Origin of the sequence: Pseudomonas sp. NFACC41-3 (assembly GCF_900109505.1) — a bacterium.
Lineage (GTDB): Bacteria > Pseudomonadota > Gammaproteobacteria > Pseudomonadales > Pseudomonadaceae > Aquipseudomonas > Aquipseudomonas chlororaphis.
In genome coordinates, this window is the sequence record NZ_FOAE01000006.1 from 244270 (window position 1) to 265703 (window position 21434).

Annotated in this window: 18 protein-coding genes; 8 read left to right on the forward strand and 10 right to left on the reverse strand. The window is 63.8% G+C overall.

The annotated features are described in order from the left end of the window. Positions 1-115: 115 nt before the first annotated feature. The 7 genes from BMY68_RS25670 to rfbB are packed head-to-tail and all read right to left on the reverse strand — an operon-like array spanning position 116 to position 7238. Positions 116-571 (reverse strand): YiiD C-terminal domain-containing protein, encoded by a 456-nt coding sequence (locus BMY68_RS25670; RefSeq protein ID WP_062823983.1) that lies wholly within the window; start codon positions 569-571, stop codon positions 116-118. A 50-nt stretch (positions 572-621) separates the two neighbouring features. Continuing rightward, entirely contained in the window at positions 622-2022 is a 1401-nt protein-coding gene (locus BMY68_RS25675) for a sigma-54-dependent transcriptional regulator (protein ID WP_085533406.1), read from the reverse strand. Then, the gene (locus BMY68_RS25680) at positions 2019-3827 is read right to left on the reverse strand and encodes a sensor histidine kinase (protein ID WP_009041721.1); all 1809 of its coding nucleotides are present in this window, start codon (positions 3825-3827) and stop codon (positions 2019-2021) included. Before BMY68_RS25680 ends, BMY68_RS25675 begins: the two co-directional genes overlap by 4 nt. Before the next feature lie 36 nt (positions 3828-3863). Next, on the reverse strand, positions 3864-4745 hold the full coding sequence (gene rfbD, locus BMY68_RS25685) for a dTDP-4-dehydrorhamnose reductase (protein WP_085533408.1): 882 nt from the start codon (positions 4743-4745) through the stop codon (positions 3864-3866). Next, positions 4742-5287 (reverse strand): dTDP-4-dehydrorhamnose 3,5-epimerase, encoded by a 546-nt coding sequence (gene rfbC, locus BMY68_RS25690; protein WP_009041723.1) that lies wholly within the window; start codon positions 5285-5287, stop codon positions 4742-4744. Before rfbC ends, rfbD begins: the two co-directional genes overlap by 4 nt. Continuing rightward, positions 5284-6159 (reverse strand): glucose-1-phosphate thymidylyltransferase RfbA, encoded by an 876-nt coding sequence (rfbA, locus tag BMY68_RS25695; protein WP_085533410.1) that lies wholly within the window; start codon positions 6157-6159, stop codon positions 5284-5286. The genes rfbC and rfbA overlap by 4 nt, the downstream gene beginning before the upstream one ends. Next, entirely contained in the window at positions 6156-7238 is a 1083-nt protein-coding gene (gene rfbB / locus BMY68_RS25700; RefSeq protein ID WP_085533412.1) for a dTDP-glucose 4,6-dehydratase, read from the reverse strand. Before rfbB ends, rfbA begins: the two co-directional genes overlap by 4 nt. Positions 7239-7461: 223 nt before the next feature. Between rfbB and BMY68_RS25705 the strand changes: the two genes are divergently transcribed. The 4 genes from BMY68_RS25705 to BMY68_RS25720 all read left to right on the forward strand — a co-directional run bounded on the left by BMY68_RS25705 (position 7462) and on the right by BMY68_RS25720 (position 13111). Beyond that, positions 7462-10374, forward strand: coding sequence for an aminotransferase (locus BMY68_RS25705; RefSeq protein ID WP_085533414.1), 2913 nt, complete (start codon positions 7462-7464; stop codon positions 10372-10374). Positions 10375-10682: 308 nt separating this feature from the next. After that, the gene (gene aguB / locus BMY68_RS25710; protein ID WP_062823977.1) at positions 10683-11561 is read left to right on the forward strand and encodes an N-carbamoylputrescine amidase; all 879 of its coding nucleotides are present in this window, start codon (positions 10683-10685) and stop codon (positions 11559-11561) included. Positions 11562-11565: 4 nt separating this feature from the next. Further along, positions 11566-12672, forward strand: coding sequence for an agmatine deiminase (gene aguA / locus BMY68_RS25715; RefSeq protein WP_009041728.1), 1107 nt, complete (start codon positions 11566-11568; stop codon positions 12670-12672). 247 nt (positions 12673-12919) lie between these two features. After that, a complete protein-coding gene (locus tag BMY68_RS25720; protein WP_009041729.1) occupies positions 12920-13111 on the forward strand; it encodes a hypothetical protein in 192 nt (63 codons plus the stop codon). Positions 13112-13427: 316 nt separating this feature from the next. Here the strand turns inward: BMY68_RS25720 and BMY68_RS25725 are convergent, their stop codons facing one another. Continuing rightward, a complete protein-coding gene (locus tag BMY68_RS25725) occupies positions 13428-15521 on the reverse strand; it encodes a TonB-dependent receptor (RefSeq protein ID WP_085533416.1) in 2094 nt (697 codons plus the stop codon). Positions 15522-15776: 255 nt separating this feature from the next. Here BMY68_RS25725 and BMY68_RS25730 point away from each other — a divergent pair, with 255 nt between their 5' ends. The 3 genes from BMY68_RS25730 (at position 15777) to BMY68_RS25740 (ending at position 18436) form a co-directional block, all read left to right on the forward strand. Continuing rightward, a complete protein-coding gene (locus BMY68_RS25730; RefSeq protein WP_085533418.1) occupies positions 15777-16472 on the forward strand; it encodes a DsbA family protein in 696 nt (231 codons plus the stop codon). Positions 16473-16499: 27 nt separating this feature from the next. Next, the gene (locus tag BMY68_RS25735; protein ID WP_009041732.1) at positions 16500-16895 is read left to right on the forward strand and encodes a nuclear transport factor 2 family protein; all 396 of its coding nucleotides are present in this window, start codon (positions 16500-16502) and stop codon (positions 16893-16895) included. Positions 16896-17131: 236 nt separating this feature from the next. Continuing rightward, positions 17132-18436, forward strand: coding sequence for an OprD family porin (locus BMY68_RS25740; RefSeq protein ID WP_085533420.1), 1305 nt, complete (start codon positions 17132-17134; stop codon positions 18434-18436). A gap of 199 nt (positions 18437-18635) precedes the next feature. On the opposite strand, the gene BMY68_RS25745 is transcribed toward BMY68_RS25740, so the two are convergent. Both BMY68_RS25745 and BMY68_RS25750 read right to left on the reverse strand, forming a co-directional pair. Then, entirely contained in the window at positions 18636-18899 is a 264-nt protein-coding gene (locus BMY68_RS25745) for a DUF3077 domain-containing protein (RefSeq protein WP_085533422.1), read from the reverse strand. A 347-nt stretch (positions 18900-19246) separates the two neighbouring features. Continuing rightward, complete coding sequence (locus tag BMY68_RS25750; protein WP_085533424.1) at positions 19247-19636, reverse strand: c-type cytochrome; 390 nt, start codon at positions 19634-19636, stop codon at positions 19247-19249. A gap of 308 nt (positions 19637-19944) precedes the next feature. On the opposite strand from BMY68_RS25750, the gene BMY68_RS25755 reads away from it, so the two are divergent. Next, positions 19945-21411 carry a cytochrome c oxidase subunit II gene (locus BMY68_RS25755; RefSeq protein WP_085533426.1) on the forward strand — a complete coding sequence of 489 codons (1467 nt, stop codon included), beginning with the start codon at positions 19945-19947 and terminating at the stop codon, positions 21409-21411. Positions 21412-21434: the final 23 nt, after the last annotated feature.

A 21434-nucleotide genomic window follows, 5' to 3' on the forward strand; every position in this document is an offset into this window, starting at 1 on the left:
GCAGCCTGCGCGCGAAGCGGCTGTGGATCGACTGGCGATATTCCGTCTGACACACCGCGCTGGCCGTTTACGACTGCTGCGCAGCCGATCACAGGCTGCGCCAGCGGCTACAGGCTCAGCGGTGCAACACGTACTGCCCGGTGAAACGCACCGCATCTTCATCGCTGCCGGCATTCACCACCCGGGTGTGCAGAATCAGCCGCGCGCGGCCGTAGCGCTCATACATGGTCAGGAACCTGTGCCACACCTCTTCGCTCGGCGCGGCGCAGATGGCCGTGGCGTCGCTGGTCACCGGTAGCGGGTAATTGATCTGCCCTTCCTGAATCACGATGTGCCCGTCGTCGATCCCCGCTTCTTTCAGCCGCAGATGCAGCCAGCCCCAGCCGGCCAGCACCGCGCCGCAATACAGGCTGCCGCCGAACATGGTGCTCTTGTGATTGACGTTGGCTTCCAGCGGCAGTTGCAGGCGCAGCTCATGCGCGTGCCAGTCGAGCACTTTCAGGCCCATGTCCCGCGTCAGGGGAATGTCGTGGTGGAGGATGGATTCCAGGTGACGACTGTCGCGGTTCATGCAGGGCCTCGGTGGTGAAATGGTGCATTAACAAGATTAGTCGGCATCGCTCACTCGCTATCGTCGCCGCCCGAACTGGCGCCGCTGTCGCCGAAGCTCAGGCCGTGTTTGCGCAGTTTGTCATGCAGGGTCTTGCGTGGAATACCCAGGGCTTCGGCGAGGCTGCGCAGCGAGTTGTGGGAGCGGGCCAGCTCGGCGGCGATCAGGCTCTTTTCGAAGTTCTCCACCTGCTCGCTCAGGCCGCCCTCGACCACCGTCGGCGCCGGTTGTGGGCTGCCGTCCGGCGTGCTGTTGTCCAGGGCCAGTTCCAGGCCGAGGGCGAAGCGTTCGGCGGCGTTCTGCAGTTCGCGCACGTTGCCCGGCCAGCTGTGGCGCAGCAGCAGGGCGCGCTGTCCCGGTTGCAGTTCGTGGGGCGGCAGGCCGTGGCGGGCGCTGGCCTCGTCGGCGAAATGCTGGAACAGCAACAGGGCGTCTTCGCCACGCTCGCGCAACGGAGGAATACGCAGCGGCGCGACATTCAGGCGGTAATACAGGTCGGCGCGAAAGCGCCCCTGGTCGGCCGCCTGGCGCAGGTCTTCCTTGGTCGCGGCGATGATGCGGATGTCCAGCGGGATCAGTTGATTGCCGCCCAGGCGCTCCACCACCCGCTCCTGCAGCATGCGCAGCAGCTTGACCTGCACGTCCAGGCTCATGCTTTCGATTTCATCGAGGAACAGCGTGCCGCCGTTGGCGAATTCGAACTTGCCGATGCGGCGTTTCTGCGCGCCGGTAAAGGCCCCCGGCTCGTGGCCGAACAGTTCGCTTTCGACCACCGATTCGGCCAGGGCGCCGGCGTTGATCGCCACGAACGGGCCGTTGCGCCGGCTCGACAGATCATGCAGCGCCCGCGCCACCACTTCCTTGCCGGCGCCGGTCTCGCCGAGGATCAGCACGTCGGCCTTGGTCGCCGCCAGGGCGCCGATCTGTTCACGTAAACGCAGGATCGGCGCCGACAGCCCGACCAGCCGCGCGCTGAGCTCCTGGCGATCGCTCAGGGCCAGGCGCAGGCTGCGGTTGTCCAGCACCAGGCGGCGCAGCGCCAGGGCGCGGCGCACGCTGTCGAGCAGGGCATCGCTGGCGAAGGGTTTCTCCAGGAAGTCGTAGGCCCCGGCGCGCATCGCCTGCACCGCCAGCGGCACATCGCCGTGGCCGGTGATCAGCAGCACCGGCAGCTCAGGGTCCTGGCCGTGCAGTTCGCCGAGCAGTTCGAGGCCGTCCATGCCGGGCATGCGGATGTCGCTGACCACTACCCCCGGCCAGTCGCGCTCCAGGCGCGCGGCCAGGCCCTGGGCTTCACCCAGCGGCAGGATCTTCAGCCCGGCCAGGTCCAGGGTCTGGCTCAGCGCCTGGCGCAGGTGCGGATCGTCGTCGATCAACACCACCTGCACGTCACTGGTGATCGGTGTACTCATACGCTGCGGTCCTCGGACGGTTGCAGGCTCACTCCCGGCGCGCCGGCGCGCAGCCGCAGGGTAATCAGGGCGCCGCCTTCGCGGTGGTTGGAGAACGACAGTTCACCGCCAAAGGCGCGCATCAGGGTGTCGCAGATCGCCAGGCCCAGGCCAAGGCCCTGGGTGCGGGTCTTGGTGGTGTAGAAAGGCTCGCCGGCGCGGCCCAGGGCCTCCATGCAGAAGCCCGGGCCGTTGTCGCGAATGTACAGATTGACGCCCGTGGCGGTGGATTCGGCACTCAGCCAGAGTTTGCGCGGCGGGCCTTTTTCGGTCAGCGCGTCCAGGGCGTTGGCCAGCAGGTTGCCGAGCACCTGGCGCAGCCGCGTTTCCCCGGCCTCGACCCACAGGGTGGCCGCCGGCAGGTCGCGGATCAGCTCCACTTCCATCGCCCGTCGGCGCTTGGCCAGCAGCGCCAGGGCGTCGTCCAGCGCCGGTTGCAGGGCGACGCTTTCCGGCGCGTGGCGGTCGCGGCGGGCAAAGGCGCGCAGGTGGGCGATGATCGAGGCCATGCGCCCGGTCAGCTCGCTGATCAGCTTGAGGTTGCCGCGGGCGTCCTCGGTGCGCTGGTGGTCCAGCAGCACCTCGGCGTTTTCCGCGTAGCTGCGGATCGCCGCCAGCGGCTGGTTGAGCTCATGGCTGATGCTCGCCGACATGGTGCCCAGGGCCGAGAGCTTGCCGGCCTGCACCAGGTCGTCCTGGGCGCGCACCAGTTCCTGCTGGGCGTGTTCGCGTTCCAGCACTTCCTGCCTGAGGCGGCGGTTCAGGCCTTCCAGGTCGCTGGTGCGTTCGGCCACGCGCATTTCCAATTCGCGCCGGGCCTTGGCTTCGAAGGCTATGCGCTCCAGGTAGTGGCGACGACGCTGCATCATCAAGCCGAGCAGCAGCATCAAGACCAGCAGTGTGGCGCCGCCCACCGCCACCACGGTGCGTACCGGGCGGTCGATCAGGGTGCGCGGGGCGAGGATGCTCACGCTCCAGCCGGTTTCGTCGATCTGCCGGGTCTGGGTCAGCCAGGCGTTGGAGTCGAGGTTCAACGGCCGTGGATCACGGGTCGGGTAGGGCTGGATGGCGACGATGGCCTGGCTTTCGTCTTCAGTCAGTGGGCGGGTCGAGCGGAAACGCCATTCCGCGCGCGAAGTGAGGATCACTACGCCATTGTGGTCGGTGACCACCAGTTGCTCGGGGGTCTTGCCCCAGAGACTTTCGGTATGGTCCAGGTCGACCTTGACCACCAGCACGCCGATGATTTTCTCGCCGTTGCGCACGGCGGCGGCGAAGAAATAACCGCGCTTGGCCGAGGTGGTGCCCAGGCCGAAGAAACGCCCCAGGCGCCCGGCCATGGCTTCGCTGAAATAGGGGCGGAAGGAGAAATTGCGGCCGACGAAACTGTCGTGCTTGTCCCAGTTGGATGCCGCCAGGGTGTTGCCGGAGGTGTCCATCAGGTACATCACTTCGGCCCCGGTCTGGGCGCTGATGTTTTTCAGCAGGCGGTTGGCGTTGCCCTGGGTCACACCGTCATCCGGCGCACCGAGGACCGCACGCAACGCCGGCAGCTCGCCGAGAATCTGCGGCAGCACCTCATAGCGGTGCAGGGTGCCCAGCAGGTTGGCGACGTAGAGGTCGAGGGTCTGGCGGTTCTGGCCCGCCAGTTCGCTGCGGTAATAACGCTCGGCCAGGTGCTCCAGCGGCCACAGCAGCGGCGCCAGGCACAGGGCCAGCAAAGCCAGGCTACGCCAGCGGGGGCGTCGGGGGAGAGGTGGAGTCATGGGGACGATGCGCCTGTGGGTACAGGCGCATTATGCCTACCCCTGCCCGGCAAGACACTCGTGCAATGCGCTGCGCCACTCAGGCTGGCGCACGCCCCACTCGCGCTCCAGGCGGCGGCAATCGAGGCGCGAGTTCAGCGGCCGTGGCGCGGGTGTCGGATAGGCGCTGGAGGGGATCGCCTCCAGGGCCGCGCAGGTTTTGCCTTGGGCCAGCAGGTGCTCGCCAATGGCTTGGGCGAAGCCGAACCAGGAGGTCTCGCCAGCAGCGGTCAGGTGGTAGGTCCCCCAGGCTCCTGGCTGGCCGGCCTGCCAGCGCTCGATCAGGGCGGCGGTGCTGGCGGCGATGGTGCCGGCCCAGGTAGGCGCGCCGATCTGGTCGGCGACCACGCGCAAGTGCGGTTTTTCCTGCAGCAGGCGTTGCATGGTCAGCAGGAAGTTCTTGCCGATGTTCGAATACACCCAACTGGTACGCAGGATCAGGTGTTCACCACCTGCCGCGCCGATGGCCCGTTCGCCGGCGAGTTTGCTCTGGCCGTAGACGCTCAGCGGGTTGGGTTCATCGTCTTCGGTGTAGGGGGCCTGCTTGCTGCCGTCGAAGACATAATCGGTGGAGTAGTGAATCAGTGGGATACCCAGTTCCCGTGCTTCCTCGGCGAACACGCCGGGGGCGCTGGCATTGATCGCGAAGGCCAGCTCCGGCTCGCTCTGGGCCTGATCGACGGCGGTGTAGGCGGCCGCGTTGATGATCAACTGCGGGCGCAGGCTGCGCACTTGCTGGCGAATGGCGTCCGGGTTTGTCAGGTCGAGCAGGCCGCGCCCCGGCACGATCAACTCGTGCTGGTTTCCCAGGCGCTGTTGCAGGGCCTGGGAGACCTGGCCGTGCTGGCCGCTGATCAGGATCTTCAACCGGCCACTCATGGGAACAGCTCGGCTTCACTGAGCAATTTGCCGGCCTGATCCTTGGCCGAGAGCTGCGCCGGGCCTGTGAGTTGCCAGTCGATAGCCAGGGTCGGATCGTCCCAGCGAATGCAGCGTTCGGACGCCGGGGTGTAGTAGTCGGTGGTCTTGTAGAGGAACTCGGCGTACTCGCTCAGCACCACGAAACCATGGGCGAAGCCTTCCGGTACCCACAGCTGGCGATGGTTGTCCGCGGACAACCGCACCCCGACCCACTTACCGAAGTGCGGCGAGCTGCGGCGGATATCCACCGTCACGTCGAGCACTTCGCCGGCGACTACCCGCACCAGTTTTCCCTGGGTGTTTTCGATCTGGTAGTGCAGGCCACGCAGCACGCCCTTTTGCGAGCGCGAATGGTTGTCCTGGACGAACTGGGTGCGCACGCCGGTTGCTTCTTCGAACGCCTTGGCATTGAAGCTCTCGTAGAAAAAACCGCGTTCGTCGCCAAAGACCTTGGGTTCGATGATCAGCACGCCGGGCAGTTCGGTGGCCAGGACCTTCATTGGGTTTCTCCCGCCAGGCTGTAGAGGTATTGGCCGTAGCCGGTCTTGCCGAAATACTTGGCGTGTTCGAGCAGATGCTCGCGGTCGATCCAGCCCTGGTTGTAGGCGATTTCCTCGAGGCAGGCGACTTTCAGGCCCTGGCGGTGCTCGATGGTCTGCACGTACTGCGAGGCTTCCAGCAGGCTGTCGTGGGTGCCGGTGTCGAGCCAGGCGAAGCCGCGGCCGAAACGTTCGACACTGAGGTCGCCGCGTTGCAGGTAGGCATTGTTGACGTCGGTGATTTCCAGTTCACCGCGCGCCGAAGGCTTGACCGCCTTGGCGATCTCGACCACTGAGTTGTCGTAGAAGTACAGCCCGGTCACGGCGTAGCTGGACTTGGGGTGCTGGGGCTTTTCCTCGATCGAAAGGGCGTTGCCCTGTGCGTCGAAGTCGATCACGCCAAAGCGCTGCGGGTCCTTGACCCAGTAGCCGAAGACCGTCGCTCCGGACGGTTTCGCCGCGGCGTTCTGCAGCTTCTCGGTGAAGTGTTGGCCGTGGAAGATGTTGTCGCCGAGGATCAGGCACACAGGGTCGTCGCCAATGAATTCCTCGCCGATCAGGAACGCCTGCGCCAGGCCGTCCGGCGACGGTTGTTCGGCGTAGCTGAAGCGCACCCCGAACTGGCTGCCGTCGCCCAGCAGGTTGCGGTACTGCGGCAGGTCCTGGGGGGTGGAGATCAGCAGGATGTCCTTGATGCCGGCCAGCATCAGCACCGAGATCGGGTAATAGATCATCGGTTTGTCGTAGACCGGCAGCAGTTGCTTGGACACACCCAGGGTGATCGGGTGCAGGCGGGTGCCCGAGCCACCCGCCAGAACGATACCTTTCATCATGCGATCAGATCCTTGAAGTCAGTGAAGCCGAGGCGTTGCCCTTGGTAGCTGCCGTCCTGCACGTGCTGGCACCATTCCTGGTTGTCCAGGTACCACTGCACGGTCTTGCGCAGGCCGCTGGCGAAGGTTTCTTGCGGTACCCAGCCCAGTTCGCGCTCGATCTTGCCGGCGTCGATGGCGTAGCGCAGGTCGTGGCCGGGGCGGTCCTGGACGAAAGTGATCAGGTCGGCGTAGTGCTGCACGCCTTCGGGCTTGCGTGGCGCCAGTTCTTCCAGCAGTTGGCAGATGCCGCGCACCACGTCGATGTTTGTCTGTTCGTTGTGGCCGCCGATGTTGTAGGTCTCGCCGACCACGCCTTCGGTCACCACCTTGAGCAGGGCGCGGGCGTGGTCTTCGACGAACAGCCAGTCGCGCACTTGCAGGCCGTTGCCGTATACCGGCAGCGGTTTTCCGGCCAGGGCGTTGAGGATCACCAGCGGGATGAGCTTTTCCGGGAAGTGGAACGGCCCGTAGTTGTTCGAGCAGTTGGTGACCAGTACCGGCAGGCCGTAGGTGCGCTGCCAGGCGCGGACCAGGTGGTCGGACGCGGCCTTGCTGGCGGAGTAGGGCGAGCTGGGGGCGTAGGGCGTGGTTTCGGTGAACAGGTCGTCGACGCCGTGCAGGTCGCCGTACACCTCGTCGGTGGAAATGTGGTGGAAACGCAAGGCGCTTTTTTCCGTCGGCGGCAGGGCCTGCCAGTAGGCGCGGGCGGCTTCCAGCAGGCTGTAGGTGCCGACGATGTTGGTCTGGATGAAGTCCGACGGACCGTCGATGGAGCGGTCGACGTGGGACTCGGCGGCCAGGTGCATGATCGCCTGGGGCTGGAAACGCTCGAGCACGGCGCTGACGCTGGCCTGGTCGACGATATCGGCCTGGACGAACTCGTAGCGGGTGTCGGCGGCGATACTCGAAAGCGACTCCAGGTTGCCTGCGTAGGTCAGCTTGTCGAGGTTGAGCACCTCGTGTTCGGTGTTGCGGATCAGGTGGCGAATCAGCGCCGATCCAATAAAGCCGGCACCGCCGGTAACGAGAATGCGCATATGGGTAGGCCTTCTTCCCTAAGACATGGAGTCGCGAATGGAGCATAGCTTGTCGGCAGCCAGCGGCCGCTGCAAGGGCCGCCGATGTCTGGCCCGGGTATTGGCATCCTGTTTAGCTTCCCGGCGGCGGTGCAGCCCTTGTCGCCTGCCCGGGCCAGGGGGTTGCGTAACGCCTGGCGCAGTGGCGATATACGCATCTGACAATAATTCCAGGGGTCGTTCCATGTTGCTCGCCACGTTGATTCACCGCGCCAGTCTGCCCGGTCCGCAAGTCACCCCGCAGCAGGCGCTGGACCTGCTCGAAGTGCACTACGGCCTTGGCGGCACGCTGCAATCGTTGGGCAGCCAGCAGGATCTCAACTACCGGCTCGACAGTCCCCGGGGGCGTTTTGTCCTGAAGATCTGCCGTGGCGACTACGCCGCCCTGGAACTGCAGGCGCAACATGCGGCGCTCAAGCACCTGGGCAGCCACCCCGAACTGCACGTACCCCGGGTGATCCCGGCGAAGAACGGCGCCGACCTGCTGTCCCTGGAGGTCGCTGGCCAGGCGCTGCATGTGCGCCTGCTCGACTACATCGAAGGCCAGCCGCTGACCCACCTCAAGCACCTGGGCCCCGAGCTGGCGGCCGGCTTCGGCCGGTTGTGCGGGCAGATGGACCTGGCCCTGGCGGACTTCCAGCACCCGGGCCTGGAACGCACCCTGCAATGGGACGCGCGCCACGCCCATAGCCTGATCAATCACCTGTTACCGGTGATCGCCGACGAACAGCAACGCCGCCTGATCGCCGAAGTGGCCGAGCAGGCCGAGCGCCGTGTGCAGCGCCTGGCCGAGCAGTTGCCGGTGCAGGCGATTCACCTGGACATCACCGACGACAACGTGGTCTGGCAGCGTGACGCCCAGCGCCACTGGCAGGTACAGGGGGTGATCGATTTCGGCGACCTGATCCGCTCCTGGCGTATCACTGACCTGTCGGTGACCTGCGCGGCGCTGCTGCACCATGCCGAGGGCGATCCGTTCTGCATCCTGCCGGCGGTCCGTGCCTATCACGCGGTCAATCCACTGCAGCAGGCCGAGTTGCTGGCGCTGTGGCCGCTGATCGTGGCCCGCGCCGCGGTGCTGGTACTCAGTGGCGAACAGCAGGTGAGCATCGACCCGGGCAACCAGTACAGCCGTGACAACCTGAGCCACGAATGGGAGATCTTCCGCGTCGCCACCTCGGTGCCGTTCGAGTTGATGGAAGCGGCGATCCTCGCGGCGGTCGGCCAGTCTCTGCCGGCCATCGCCAGCGAAGGTTTCGCCCCCTTGCTGCCGGGCCTGGTGGGGCGCGAGTTTGCCCTGATCGACCTGGGCGTGCTCAGCCCGCATTTCGAGGCCGGCAACTGGGAGCAGCCGGAGATCGATACCAAGCTGTTGCAGCAGGCCGCGGCGACCCATGGATTGGCGGCCAGTCGTTATGGGCAGTACCGCCTGTCCCGGACCTGCCCGGACAGTGCGGTCGAGCCGGACACCTTCCCGTTGCATGTGCAGTTGCAGGTGCCGTCGGGCACGGCGGTCGAAGCGCCTTTTGCCGGGGTGCTGCACTGCGCCGCCGACGGTGTGTTGCGCCTCGATGGCCCGCAATTGAGTGTGCGGCTGTGGGGCGTCACGCCCTCGGTGCATGCCGGCGCGGCGCTGGTCAAAGGCCAGGTCCTGGGGGCGGTGGATGGCGGGCTCAAGGTCCAGCTGTGCCGTGGCGCGCAGCTCGATCCGCCGCTGTTCTGTACACCCTCGCGGGCCGCGGCATGGCAGGCGCTGTGCCCGTCGCCGGCGGCGCTGCTGGGCCTGGCCTGCGACGCCGAGCCGGAGCTCGACCCGCAAGCCTTGCTGGCACGCCGCGATGCCAGTTTCGCGCGTTCGCAGAAGCACTATTACGTCGACCCGCCACGCATCGAGCGCGGCTGGCGCAACCACCTGATCGACATGCAGGGCCGTTCCTACCTGGACATGCTCAACAATGTCGCGGTGCTCGGCCACGGCCATCCACGGATGGCCGCCGAGGCCGCGCGCCAATGGTCGCTGCTCAACACCAACTCGCGTTTCCACTACGCGGCGATTGCCGAGTTCTCCGAGCGCTTGCTGGAGCTGGCGCCGGACTCCATGGACCGGGTGTTCCTGGTCAACAGCGGCAGCGAGGCCAACGACCTGGCGATCCGCCTGGCCTGGGCCTACAGCGGCGGGCGCGACCTGCTCAGCGTGCTGGAGGCCTATCACGGCTGGACGGTGGGCGCGGATGCGGTGTCCACCTCGATCGCCGACAACCCCCAGGCCCTGAGCAGCCGCCCGGACTGGGTGCATCCGGTGACCGCGCCCAATACCTATCGTGGCGAGTTCCGCGGCCAGGACAGCACCGCGGACTACGTGCGCAGCGTCGAACACAACCTGGCCAAGCTGGCGGAGCAGAATCGCCAATTGGCCGGTTTCATCTGCGAGCCGGTGTATGGCAACGCTGGCGGCATCGCCCTGCCGCCGGGTTACCTGAAGCAGGTCTATGCGCTGGTCCGTGCCCAGGGCGGCGTGTGCATCGCCGATGAGGTGCAGGTCGGTTACGGGCGCATGGGCAAGTTTTTCTGGGGCTTCGAAGAGCAGGGCGTGGTGCCGGACATCATCACCATGGCCAAAGGCATGGGCAACGGCCAGCCGCTGGGGGCGGTGATCACCCGCCGGGAGATCGCCGAAGCGCTGGAGGCCGAAGGTTATTTCTTCTCCTCGGCCGGCGGCAGCCCGGTGAGTTGCCGGATCGGCATGGCGGTGCTGGACGTGATGCAGGAAGAAAAACTCTGGGAAAACGCCCAGGTGGTCGGTGGCCACTTCAAGCAGCGCCTCGAAGCCCTGATCGAGCGTTATCCGCTGGTGGGCGCGGTGCATGGCTCGGGGTTCTACCTGGGCCTGGAGCTGATCCGCGATCGCCAGACCCTGGAGCCGGCCACGCAGGAGACCGCGCTGCTGTGCGATCGCCTGCGCGAGCTGGGGATCTTCATGCAACCCACCGGCGATGACCTGAACATCCTCAAGATCAAGCCGCCGATGGTCACCACGCGCCAGAGCGTCGACTTCTTTGTCGACATGTTGGCCAAGGTGCTGGAGGAGGGGCTGTAGCCCCCCGAATGCTGCGCATTCGGATCGCGAGCAAGCTCGCTCCTACAGAGAAAGGCATGCCCCTGTAGGAGCGAGCTTGCTCGCGATAGCGTCCGCACTGACACCCCTAAACCCCTATAAATATCGATAATAATCGATGTTTATAGGGGTTTATTTTTGGTTAATTTATTTTTACGCTTTTAAAGTCGATTTTTATCTGATATAAACCGCCTCGGCCCAGGCCATGATCAAACCGCCTCGGCCTTGCCCTTTTTCTGTCATCGACCGATGCCACCCTCGGTCCTTTGCTGCTGCCCAGGAGATGATCCATGAGCCGTATCGTTACCGTCGCCGCAACCCAGATGGCCTGTTCCTGGGACCTCGAGGCCAATATCGAGACCGCGGAAAAGCTGGTCCGCGAGGCCGCCGCCAAAGGCGCGCAGATCATCCTGATCCAGGAACTGTTCGAGGCCCCGTACTTCTGCCAGAAGCCGAACCCGGACTACCTGCAGCTGGCGACTCCGGTGGAAAGCAATGCGGCCATCGCGCACTTCCAGAAAGTCGCCAAGGAGCTGCAGGTGGTGCTGCCGATCAGCTTCTATGAACTGGCCGGGCGGGCGCGTTTCAACAGCATCGCGATCATCGACGCCGACGGCAGCAACCTCGGGATTTATCGTAAAAGCCACATCCCGGACGGCCCCGGTTATCACGAGAAGTACTACTTCAATCCGGGCGACACCGGCTTCAAGGTGTGGAACACCCGCTACGCGAAAATCGGCGTGGGCATCTGCTGGGACCAGTGGTTCCCCGAGTGCGCCCGCAGCATGGCGCTGCAAGGCGCGGAGATTCTGTTTTACCCGACCGCCATCGGCAGCGAGCCGCACGACAAGAACATTTCGTCCCGCGACCACTGGCAGCGCGTGCAACAAGGCCACGCCGGCGCCAACCTGATGCCGCTGATCGCCAGCAACCGCATCGGCAACGAAGAGCAGGACGGCTACGACATCACCTTCTATGGCTCGTCGTTCATCGCCAACCAGTTCGGCGAGAAGGTTGAAGAACTGAACGAGACTGAAGAAGGTATTCTTGTCCACAGTTTCGACCTCGACGAGCTGGAACACATTCGCAGCGCCTGGGGTTCGTTCCGCGACCGTCGGCCGAACCTGTACAGCGCGATCAAAACCCTCGACGGTTCCCTGGAGTCCTGAACCCATGACCACTTTGCACAGCACCCCTCGCGCCGACGGCTTCTACATGCCAGCCGAGTGGGCGACGCAGACCCAGACCTGGATGATCTGGCCCGAGCGCCCGGACAACTGGCGCCTGGGCGGCAAGCCGGCGCAGGCCGCGCACGTAGCGGTGGCCAAGGCCATCGCCCGCTTCGAACCGGTGACCGTGGCGGTCTCCGCGGGCCAGTATGAAAACGCCCGGGCCCGCCTGGACGTGCCGAATATCCGCCTGGTGGAGATGTCCAGCGACGACGCCTGGGTCCGCGATACCGGCCCGACCTTCGTCATCAACGACCAGGGCGAAGTCCGTGGCGTGAACTGGGATTTCAACGCCTGGGGCGGTTTCGACGGCGGCCTGTATGCGCCGTGGAACCGTGACTCGCAGGTCGGCGGCAAGATCCTCGAGATCGAGCGCAGCCCGCGTTACCGCACCGAGGGCTTCGTGCTCGAAGGCGGCTCGATTCACGTCGACGGCGAAGGCACGGTGATCACCACCGAGGAATGCCTGCTCAACCGCAATCGCAACCCGCACATGAACCGTGCCGAGATCGAAGCGGTGCTCAGCGCCAACCTGGCTGTGGATAAAGTCATCTGGCTGCCGGATGGCCTGTACAACGACGAAACCGACGGCCATGTGGATAACTTCTGCTGTTACGTGCGCCCGGGCGAAGTATTGCTGGCCTGGACCGACGACCCGCAGGACCCGAACTACCCGCGCTGCCAGGCGGCGCTGAAAGTGCTGCAAGACAGCACCGACGCCAAGGGGCGCCCGTTCACGGTGCACAAGATGCCGATTCCCGGACCGCTGTACGCCACCGAAGAAGAGTGCGCGGGCGTCGACCCGGTGGATGGCACCCAGGAGCGTAATCCGTCGGTGCGCCTGGCCGGTTCCTATGTGAACTTCCTGATCGTCAACGGCGGCATCATCGCCCCGAGTTTCGACGACCCCCTGGATGCCCAGGCCAAGGAAATCCTGCAGAACCTGTTCCCGCAACACGAGGTGGTGATGGTGCCGGGTCGCGAGTTGTTACTGGGGGGCGGAAATATCCATTGCCTTACCCAACAGCAACCGGCGCCGCACAAGGTTTGAGTGTTGTTGTAACAGCCCGTGACGCCTGAATGACGGGCGGTTAGATGGATCCAATCCGGCGTCGCCCGGCAAGCCCGCAGCCCTCGTGGACTGCGGGTTTTTTTTGGATCCGGAAGCTGGCCATTGCGAGACCTTGGCATAGCTCTTGTATCTCTCGCGAGGTCAATCCGAGGCCGGTGGAACTGCGATGTTCTGTCATAAACCTTGGATAAGTTAGCCGCTCACAAACCGGGAGAGAGCGCTGGAAATGAATAGGGTCAGCGAGCGGACTTCCGCAATAAATAGCGAGTCGCTTCAGGTTCTGGCGCAATGGTTGAAGTGCAATGGAACGCGACAGGTCCGGGAAACCGACCCGCGCCGGATGATCCTCGATCGTTACCCTGCTGGTTTGTTCAGCGAGGCGGAACTCGAAGCGTTGTGGGATGTGCTGGAAGGATAGGCAAACAACGGATTGGTAAAAGCGCTGCCCGGATGGCAGCGCTTTTTTTTTGCGCGAATGTAGCCGCTGCCGAAGGCTGCGATCGGCCGCGCAGCGGACGCGAATCTGCCACCGCGGTCCGTCAGCTGGAAGGGTGTACCCGGGGTTTGCGCCGGCTGTGCCGTCGATCGCAGGCTGCGCCAGCGGCTACAGGGAGTGAGCAGGGCACAAGGTCGAGGGTTTTTGTAGCCGCTGCCGAAGGCTGCGATCGGCCGCGCAGCGGACGCAAGGCCGGCCACCGCGCTCAGGCGATGGCGGCCGTATCCATGGCTGATTTTTAGAAGCTGTAGGTACCGGTTACCACCAGGCTGCGTGGATCGCCGAACTGGATCTGCCCGGCGCTGGTGGCCGAGGAGTAATACGTGCGGTCGCTGATGTTGTTCAGCGCGGCCCGCAGGTCCCAGTCCTTCTGCCGGAAGCCGGCCAGGGCGTCCCAGCGGCCGTAGCCCGGAAGCATCACGGTGTTGGCGTTGTCGGCATAACGATCGCCCACCAGGGTCAGGCCGGTCTCGGCGTACCAGCCCATTTCCGGCTTCCAGGTCACGAACAGGCTGCCATTGCGCTTGGCCACGTTGTTCACCCGGTTGCCCTCGTCACCGTTATTGCTCTTGACCACCGTCGCGTCCTGCAACCCGATGCCGCCACGCACGGACCAGTTGCCGACGATCTTGCCGGCCGCGGTCAGTTCCACGCCGCGGGAGCGCTGCAGGCCGGTCAGCAGGATTACGTTCGGGTCTTCCACGCTGCGGCTGCGACGGTTGTAGAGCTCCAGCTCATAGACCGCGAGCGTGGTGCTGAAGCGGTCGTCGAGCCAGTCGCTCTTGACCCCGATTTCCTTCTGCCGGGTGCGTTCGGGGCTCAGGTCGTTGCTGTTGCCGTTGGCGTTCGGGGTGATGCCGATCAGGCCACCGCCGACGGGGGAGAAACTCTTGCTCCAGGAGGCGTAGAAGGAGTGGTTCTCCAGCGGGGTCCAGACCACGCCCAGGCGCGGGCTGGTGCTGTGGCTGTCGCGGTCGTCCTTGATATCCAGCAGTTTGTTGTGGGTCTCGACGTTGAAGTTGTCGTAGCGCAGGCCCGCGAGCACTTGCCACTGATCGTTCAGGCGCAGCTGATCCTGGACATACACGGCGCGGCTTTCCACCTCGCTGTGGTTGTAGCTGGACGCCACCATTTTCCCGGTATGCCGCATGTTTTTATCCGGGTTGAACGGGTCCAGGGACGGCACGGCCTGGCCACCGGCGCTGAGCGTCGCTGCGGTATAGAGCTTCGGATCGCGTCGCTGGCTGCCCAGCTCGACACCCGTCAGCACCCGGTGCTCGAGGCCAAAGGTATCGAAGGTGCCTTCGACTTCGAGGTTGTTGTAAAGGTTGCGGGTGTTCAGGTCCTGCTGCCAGCGCTGGCGGTTCACCCGCTTGGTGCGGCTGTCGTAGCCGGTCTGGTAGGTGTTGTCGAAATCGCTATTGAGCTTGAACAGGCTCAGGGTATGGCGCAGTTGCCAGTTGTCGTTCAGCTCGTAGCTGAGCTTGGAGCGCAGCGACTGGGACTTGTCGTCGATGTAGTCGCGCTGGTCGCCGTAGGTGGTGTCGCGACTCACGTCCGCCGGGCGCCCGTCGATCCCCGGGATGCCGCGGTCCGGCGTGCGGTTGTAGCGGCTGTATTCGTACTGCACCAGCCAGTTCAGGTCCGGCGTCAGCTGCCAGCTCATGGACGGCGCGAACAGCTGGCGACTGCCACTGACGCCGTCGCGGAAGCTGTTGTTGTCCTGGTTGCCCATGTTCAGGCGCAGGCTGATGTTCTCGCTGGGGTCGGCGCTGAGGTCGGCATACAGGCTGCGCAGGTCTTCGCTGCCGCCTTTGACTTCGACGCTGGAGTGGCGGCCGAACTGCGGCAGCTTGCTCACCCGGTTGACGATCCCGCCCTGGCTGCCACGGCCGTAAAGCACCGCCGCTGGGCCCTTGAGCACCTCGATGCGCTCGATGTTGTGCAGGTCGCGCACGTACTGGCTGTCATCACGGACGCCGTCGAGGTAGAAGTCGTTGCTGGCGTCGAAACCGCGAATACGCAGGCTGTCGAAGCGGGTGTCGGCGCCGCTGCTGACGTTGGGAATGCCGCTCAAGGCGGTGCCCAGGTCGTTGATGCCGTAGTCCAGCACATTGCTGGTCTTCACCGAGTCGATGGCTTGCGGCACGTAGCGCACTGGCGTGGCGGTGCGGGTCGCGGTGCTGACTTCCTTGACCCGTGGGTCGTCGGCATCGACTTGCGCGCTGATGGCGGTGGCCGGCAGGGTGGTCGGGGCGGCGCAGGTGAAACCGGCCGTCAGCGAGGCGCAAAAGCCAAGGGTCAGGGGAGTCAGGCGGAAGGGGGCAGGCATGGAAAAACGCATCCAGAAGGGGAAAGGAAACAGTCGGCGCGAATGGTAATGCTTGCTATTTACTTTCGTTAATTATTCTTGAAAAGTTCCCCGGGCGGATTGTTTCAATTTGTGTCTTGATTGAAGTGCAGTGGATACACGGCCGATTCGACCGATTCCCGAAACAGACTAAAAGCCATTCCAGCGTTTTTCGCCGTGGGCCACAGGCATAGTCTGCCGCCATCGAATTTATCGGCCTTTGTCCCGGAGCCTTGCATGTCGGCAGCGACCCTTCATTACATCTACGATCCTTTGTGCGGCTGGTGCTACGGCGCCAAGCCGCTGGTGCGGGCGGCCCAGGCCGTGCTGCCGGTGGTGGCCCATGGCGGCGGCATGATGACCGGGCGCAACTGCCAGCAGGTTTCGCCGCAACTGCGCGACTACGTCATGCCCCATGACCGGCGGATTGCCGAATACACCGGGCAGCCGTTCGGCGAGGCTTACTTCGAAGGTTTGCTGCGCGACTATTCGGCGCTGTTCGATTCGGCCCCGCCGATTGCCGCGGTACTGGCGGCGCAGGCGCTCGCCGGGCGCGGCCTGGAGTTGCTCGGGCGCTTGCAGACGGCTCACTACGTCGAAGGGCGCCGCATCGCCGATGTCGATGTTCTGTTGGAACTCGCCGAAGGCCTGGGCTTTGAGCGCGGCGAGTTCGAGGAAGCCTTCGAGTACGCCGCGGCGAACAGCCTGAACGAGCACATCAAGGCCAGCCGTGCCTTGCTGGCCCGGGTCGGCGGCCAGGGTTTTCCGACCTTGGTGCTGGAGCAGGACGGTCAGTTCAGGCTGCTCGATATCAGCCCCTGGCTGGGCAAGCCGCAGGCGTTCGCCGCCTGGCTGAGCGAAGCCTTCGGTTCGCCAGAGGTCGAGCTTTCACCTAGCCTGCAGGCCTGTGGTCTGAACGGTTGCGCCCTTTGAACCCCCACTTAATTTGCGGAGTCGCCCATGGATAACCTGGCACTGATCAAAAGCACCTACGAAGGCGCCAACTCCCAGGAGAACGCGAAAAACACCGCCGCCGCCCTGGCTGCGGATGCGCGCTGGACCGAAGCGGCAGGTTTTCCCTATGCCGGCACCTACGTCGGTTTCGATGCCGTGGTGGAAAATGTCTTCAAGCGCCTGGCCACCGAGTGGGAAGGGTTTGCCTTCACCGTCGAGAACTATGTGGCCCAGGGCGACAAGGTGTTCGCCTACGGCAACTACAGCGGCGTCTATAAAGCCACGGGCAAGCCGCTGAATGCCCGTGTGGCCCATTTGTGGACGTTGAAGGATGGCAAGGTCACGCACTTCGAACAGTTCGTCGACAGCCATATCGTGCAACTGGCCATCAAGGATCGTTAAGTTCTTAGACGATTTTTGCCTATTTTCAGACGATTCTTGAAATTGACACACTGTTCGGGGCGCGGATAGGATTCGCGCCAACGCCTGTGGCCAACGGCCATGACCTTCCAATAATAAAAGGCCCACCGCGATTTTTCGTGGGTGGGTCTTTTTGTTCTGGCCTGAAAAAAGAGCGCTTAAGCGCCGTTTCCAAGGAGCACCACAGCGCGTCATCAACCCGTAATAAGGAAAATAAAATGTTGAACAAGCGGATCGGTCTGATCGCACTGGGGATTCTGAGCAGTACTCAAGTTATGGCTAACGACCAGGCTGAGTCCAAGGGGTTTGTCGAAGACAGCAGCCTGAAAATCCTGCTGCGCAACGCCTACATCAATCGTGACAAGAAAAACGGTAACGACGACCAGCGCGAGTGGGGTCAAGCGGCCATCGGTACCTTCTCGTCGGGCTTCACTCAAGGCACCGTGGGCGTGGGCGTCGATGCCTTCGGCCTGTACGGCCTGCGCCTGGATAAAGGCAGCCACAGCGGCGGCCAGGGCATCGACTTCTTCAAGCCAAGCGAAGGCGGCAACAAGAGCCCGGCAGGCGATCTGGCCAAGGCCGGCGCCGCGGTCAAGTTCCGCCTGTCCAACACCGTCCTGACCTACGGTGACCAGATGCCGGCCCTGCCGGTGCTGAGCTACGACAATGGGCGTCTGCTGCCGGAAAGCTACACCGGTACCCTGATCACCTCCAAAGAGATCAAGGGCCTGGAGCTGAACGCCGGTCGTTTCACCGCCGAATCGCGTAAAAGCGCCGAAGGCCGTGACAGCGGTGGCCTGAAGTCGATCAACGTATTGGGCGGCAGCTACCAGTTCACCGAACAGTTCAAGGGCTCGCTGTACGCTTCCGACGTCGAAGACGTGCTGAAGAAGCAGTACGTGAACCTGAACTACGTGTTCCCGCTGGCCACAGATCAGTCCCTGACCTTCGACTTCAACGGTTATCGCACCAAGCTGGACAAGTCCTACGCCGAGTTCAAAGAAGCAGGTGGCCAGGACAACAAGATCTGGAGCCTGGCAGCCACCTACGCCACCGGCCCGCACTCCTTCACCCTGGCGCACCAGCGCAGCACCGGCGACAGCAACCTGGGCTACGCCTATGGCGGTTACCAGCGTGGTCAGAACCGCGTGGGCGATGGCGGCAACACCATCTACCTGGCCAACTCCTACTGGTCCGACTTCAACGCTGAAGACGAACGCAGCTGGCAGCTGGGCTACGGCCTGGACTTCGGCGCCTTCGGCGTACCGGGCCTGACCTACAACCTGGCCTATGTACGTGGTGACAACATCACCTCCACCAACAGTGATGGCCAGACCACCACTGGCGGCACCGAGCGCGAAATCTTCAACCAGTTCAAGTACGTGGTCCAGAGCGGTCCGGCCAAGGACCTGAGCGTCAAGGTACGTAGCTCGATCCTGCGTGTATCGCAGAAATCCGCCGGCTACAACGACAGCGGCAACGAACTGCGTGTGTTCGTCGACTACCCGATCAACGTGTTCTGATAAACGCCTGATCGCGGCCTGATACTGGGCCGGCAATAGAAGAAGCCCTGACTGGTTCGGGGCTTTTTTGTGGGTGTTGCCCCGTCCAGCACCGCGGCTCCCTGTAGCCGCTGCCGCCAGGCTGCGATCGGGCGCGAAGCGCCCGTGCTCCAAAGGGCTGCGTACCCCCCCCCGCAGCCCTTATCGCCACACGCCGCCGTTACTCCAGCGCTTTCACCACATCATCGATCAGCGCCTTGCTCATCGCCTGCAAGTAATGCGAGGCCCAGGCATGGCGGTCGGTGCTGCGCTCCATGGCCGCGTCTTCGGCCAGCCGCTTGGCGATATGCAGCAGGTCCGAGGCGTGGGACAGGGCCTCGCGGATCGGAATGCCGCTGCTGACGTGGAACAGGGGTTCGCCTGAGTGGTGGGGGCAGGGGGTGAGGCCGGGGGTTTTCAGGTCCTGTGGATTGCTTGCGTACATGGTCTGGCTCCTTGACTTGGGAAGCTGCCACGAACCTTCTCACGGGTTGGGGTGGCAGCCGTACGCAGGGTGAGAAACCGGCAATCAAGGCAACCGGTAGACCCGAAGGTCTCCTACGCACGGCCGCCATAAAGCACTATCGCGGGCACAAAAAAGCGCCTGCAACAGTATGGGGGCGCCTTGCGCCTTGATTGGTTCGGGTTCTCACGCCCGGTCGTTGAATTGGCAACGACGGTGGGGAGGTTAGCGTGGGGGCCTTGTGTGCTGCAACAGCAGGCAAAGCAAAGTGACAATTCACCGATCTAGAGCCGTTGTTGCTCAGTCCGGGTCGATCGCCAATCGACGAGTTATTGCGCCTGAAAGCTCTGCAGGTAAGCCAGCAGATTATCGATCTTCTCCTGATCGCTCAGCCCCCAGAAGATCATCCGTGTACCGGGCACCACGGCCTTTGGATCTTTCAGATAAGCCACCAGCTTGTCGCGGGTCCAGACGATACCGGAGGACTTCATCGCGTCGGAGTAGTGATAGTCCGCCACGCTCCCCGCGGTGCGCCCGAAAATGCCATTGAGCTGCGGCCCGAAAGAGCTGCGCACCGAAGGCCCGATATTGTGGCAGCCGCCGCAAATGCGCTTGAACAGCTTGCCACCGGCCTCGGCATCGCCCACGGCTTCCGCCTGGGCGTGGAGCGACGGCAGGCTGAGCATCAGGGCCAAGGTCAGGGCAAAGGTGTTTTTCATGTTCGGCTCCGGATCGGGTGTGGCGGGTGGCAAAAGCGGGGGGCTATTTGAGCATGCTTGGCGAGTGTTGGGGATGGCCATCAGGGGAAAGGAACGTGGTGAGACCATAGCCCCCTGGCCCGGTGTCGTGCCGGGGCCCAGCGGCGCATGTCCGCCGGGGCGCACTATACTTTTCAGAAGATTTGCCCCGGGGATAGAGGCAATGTTCCAGCAGGCTTGGGAGGAGGGTTAGGCATCGGTGTGGCGCTGCGGTTGGGCGACGTTGCGTTTGCATGGCCACAGAACAACCGGCACAGGAAGACGAGAAAATGGCGATAGCAATCATCCTGGTTCTAGTCGTTGTCGCTTCGGTGCTGTTTCACCTGCTTGCTCCCTGGCACATGACGCCGGCTGCCTCCAACTGGGGGTCGATAGACACCACGCTGCTGATCACCCTGGTCATCACCGGAATCTTTTTTATCGCCATCACGCTGTTCATGGCCATCGCCGTGATTCGCTTCCGTCATCGCGAAGGTGCCCGGGCGCACTACCAGCCGGAAAGCCGGAAGCTGGAAGGGTGGCTGGTCATCCTCACCTCATTGGGCATCATCGGCATGCTCGCGCCTGGCCTGGTGGTCTACAACGATTTCGTCCAGGTGCCGCAAGAGGCTACTCAGCTCGAAGTGATTGCCCAGCAGTGGCAGTGGGCGTTTCGCTTTCCCGGACAGGACGGAAAACTCGGCAAGGCGGATGTCAAATGGATCGATCCCGGCAACCCCTTCGGTCTTGATCGCAATGACCCTGCCGGGCAGGACGATGTGCTGATCATGAACAATGAAGTGCGCCTGCCCATCGATCGGCCGGTAAAAGTCCTGCTGCGGGCAAAGGATGTACTGCACGATTTCTACATTCCGCAGATGCGCGCGAAGATGGATATGGTGCCGGGCATGGTGTCCCACTTCTGGTTCACCCCGACCCGGCTCGGCAAGTTTGAAGTGCTGTGCGCCGAGTACTGTGGCCTGGGCCACTACAACATGCGCGGCCATCTGGTCGTCGAGGAGCAGGGCGCTTTCGACCAATGGTTCGCCAGCCAGCCGACCTTTGCCCAGACCCTGACCAACGTCGCCACGCCAAGCCGGGACAGCCTGCTGGAAAAAGGCCGCCAACTGGTGGAAAGCCATGGCTGCCACGCCTGCCATAGCCAGGACGGCAGCACCAGCCTGGGCCCGGGCTGGAAGGACCTGTACGGCCGCTCGGAGCAGCTGGCCGATGGCACCCGCGTCCAGGTCGACGAAGCCTACCTCAAGGAGTCGATTCTCGAGCCGCAGGCCAGGCTGGTCCAGGGCTATCCGCCGGTCATGGTGGCCTATACTTTCAGTCAGGATGAACTGGCCGCCGTGGTGGCTTTCATCAAGTCGCTGAGTGCCGTGGGGCAGAAAGAACAAGGCCCTGCAGACGCACAGAATGAGCTGGCGGCGCAGGGACAGCGGCTGGCCGAATCGCTGGGTTGCCTGGCCTGCCACAGTGTCGATGGCAGCCAGGGTATCGGCCCGAGCTGGCAGGGTTTGTACGGCAAGACGCAAACCCTGGCCGATGGTTCTCAGATCAAGGTCGATGAGGGCTACCTGAAGGATTCCGTGCGCCACCCTGGCGCCGCGATCGTCAAGGGTTACGCCGCGGTGATGCCGACCTTTACCCCCAATGACAAGGAACTGGACGCCCTGATCGCCTTCATCAAGTCGAAAGCTGCTGTCGACGCGGATGCCGGCAAGGTGGAATCGGGCAAGTCGCCGTAACTCGCCGGAAATGCTCCGAAACT

Coding starts and splice junctions, on each gene's coding strand:
- BMY68_RS25735 (WP_009041732.1), top strand. CDS start 16,500: ATGGATAACCTGGCACTGATCAAAAGCACCTACGAAGGCGCCAACTCC.
- BMY68_RS25675 (WP_085533406.1), bottom strand. CDS start 2,022: ATGAGTACACCGATCACCAGTGACGTGCAGGTGGTGTTGATCGACGAC.
- aguB (WP_062823977.1), top strand. CDS start 10,683: ATGAGCCGTATCGTTACCGTCGCCGCAACCCAGATGGCCTGTTCCTGG.
- aguA (WP_009041728.1), top strand. CDS start 11,566: ATGACCACTTTGCACAGCACCCCTCGCGCCGACGGCTTCTACATGCCA.
- rfbC (WP_009041723.1), bottom strand. CDS start 5,287: ATGAAGGTCCTGGCCACCGAACTGCCCGGCGTGCTGATCATCGAACCC.
- BMY68_RS25740 (WP_085533420.1), top strand. CDS start 17,132: ATGTTGAACAAGCGGATCGGTCTGATCGCACTGGGGATTCTGAGCAGT.
- rfbA (WP_085533410.1), bottom strand. CDS start 6,159: ATGATGAAAGGTATCGTTCTGGCGGGTGGCTCGGGCACCCGCCTGCAC.
- BMY68_RS25745 (WP_085533422.1), bottom strand. CDS start 18,899: ATGTACGCAAGCAATCCACAGGACCTGAAAACCCCCGGCCTCACCCCC.
- BMY68_RS25730 (WP_085533418.1), top strand. CDS start 15,777: ATGTCGGCAGCGACCCTTCATTACATCTACGATCCTTTGTGCGGCTGG.
- BMY68_RS25725 (WP_085533416.1), bottom strand. CDS start 15,521: ATGCCTGCCCCCTTCCGCCTGACTCCCCTGACCCTTGGCTTTTGCGCC.
- BMY68_RS25720 (WP_009041729.1), top strand. CDS start 12,920: ATGAATAGGGTCAGCGAGCGGACTTCCGCAATAAATAGCGAGTCGCTT.
- rfbB (WP_085533412.1), bottom strand. CDS start 7,238: ATGCGCATTCTCGTTACCGGCGGTGCCGGCTTTATTGGATCGGCGCTG.
- BMY68_RS25705 (WP_085533414.1), top strand. CDS start 7,462: ATGTTGCTCGCCACGTTGATTCACCGCGCCAGTCTGCCCGGTCCGCAA.
- BMY68_RS25750 (WP_085533424.1), bottom strand. CDS start 19,636: ATGAAAAACACCTTTGCCCTGACCTTGGCCCTGATGCTCAGCCTGCCG.
- BMY68_RS25670 (WP_062823983.1), bottom strand. CDS start 571: ATGAACCGCGACAGTCGTCACCTGGAATCCATCCTCCACCACGACATT.
- BMY68_RS25755 (WP_085533426.1), top strand. CDS start 19,945: ATGGCGATAGCAATCATCCTGGTTCTAGTCGTTGTCGCTTCGGTGCTG.
- rfbD (WP_085533408.1), bottom strand. CDS start 4,745: ATGAGTGGCCGGTTGAAGATCCTGATCAGCGGCCAGCACGGCCAGGTC.
- BMY68_RS25680 (WP_009041721.1), bottom strand. CDS start 3,827: ATGACTCCACCTCTCCCCCGACGCCCCCGCTGGCGTAGCCTGGCTTTG.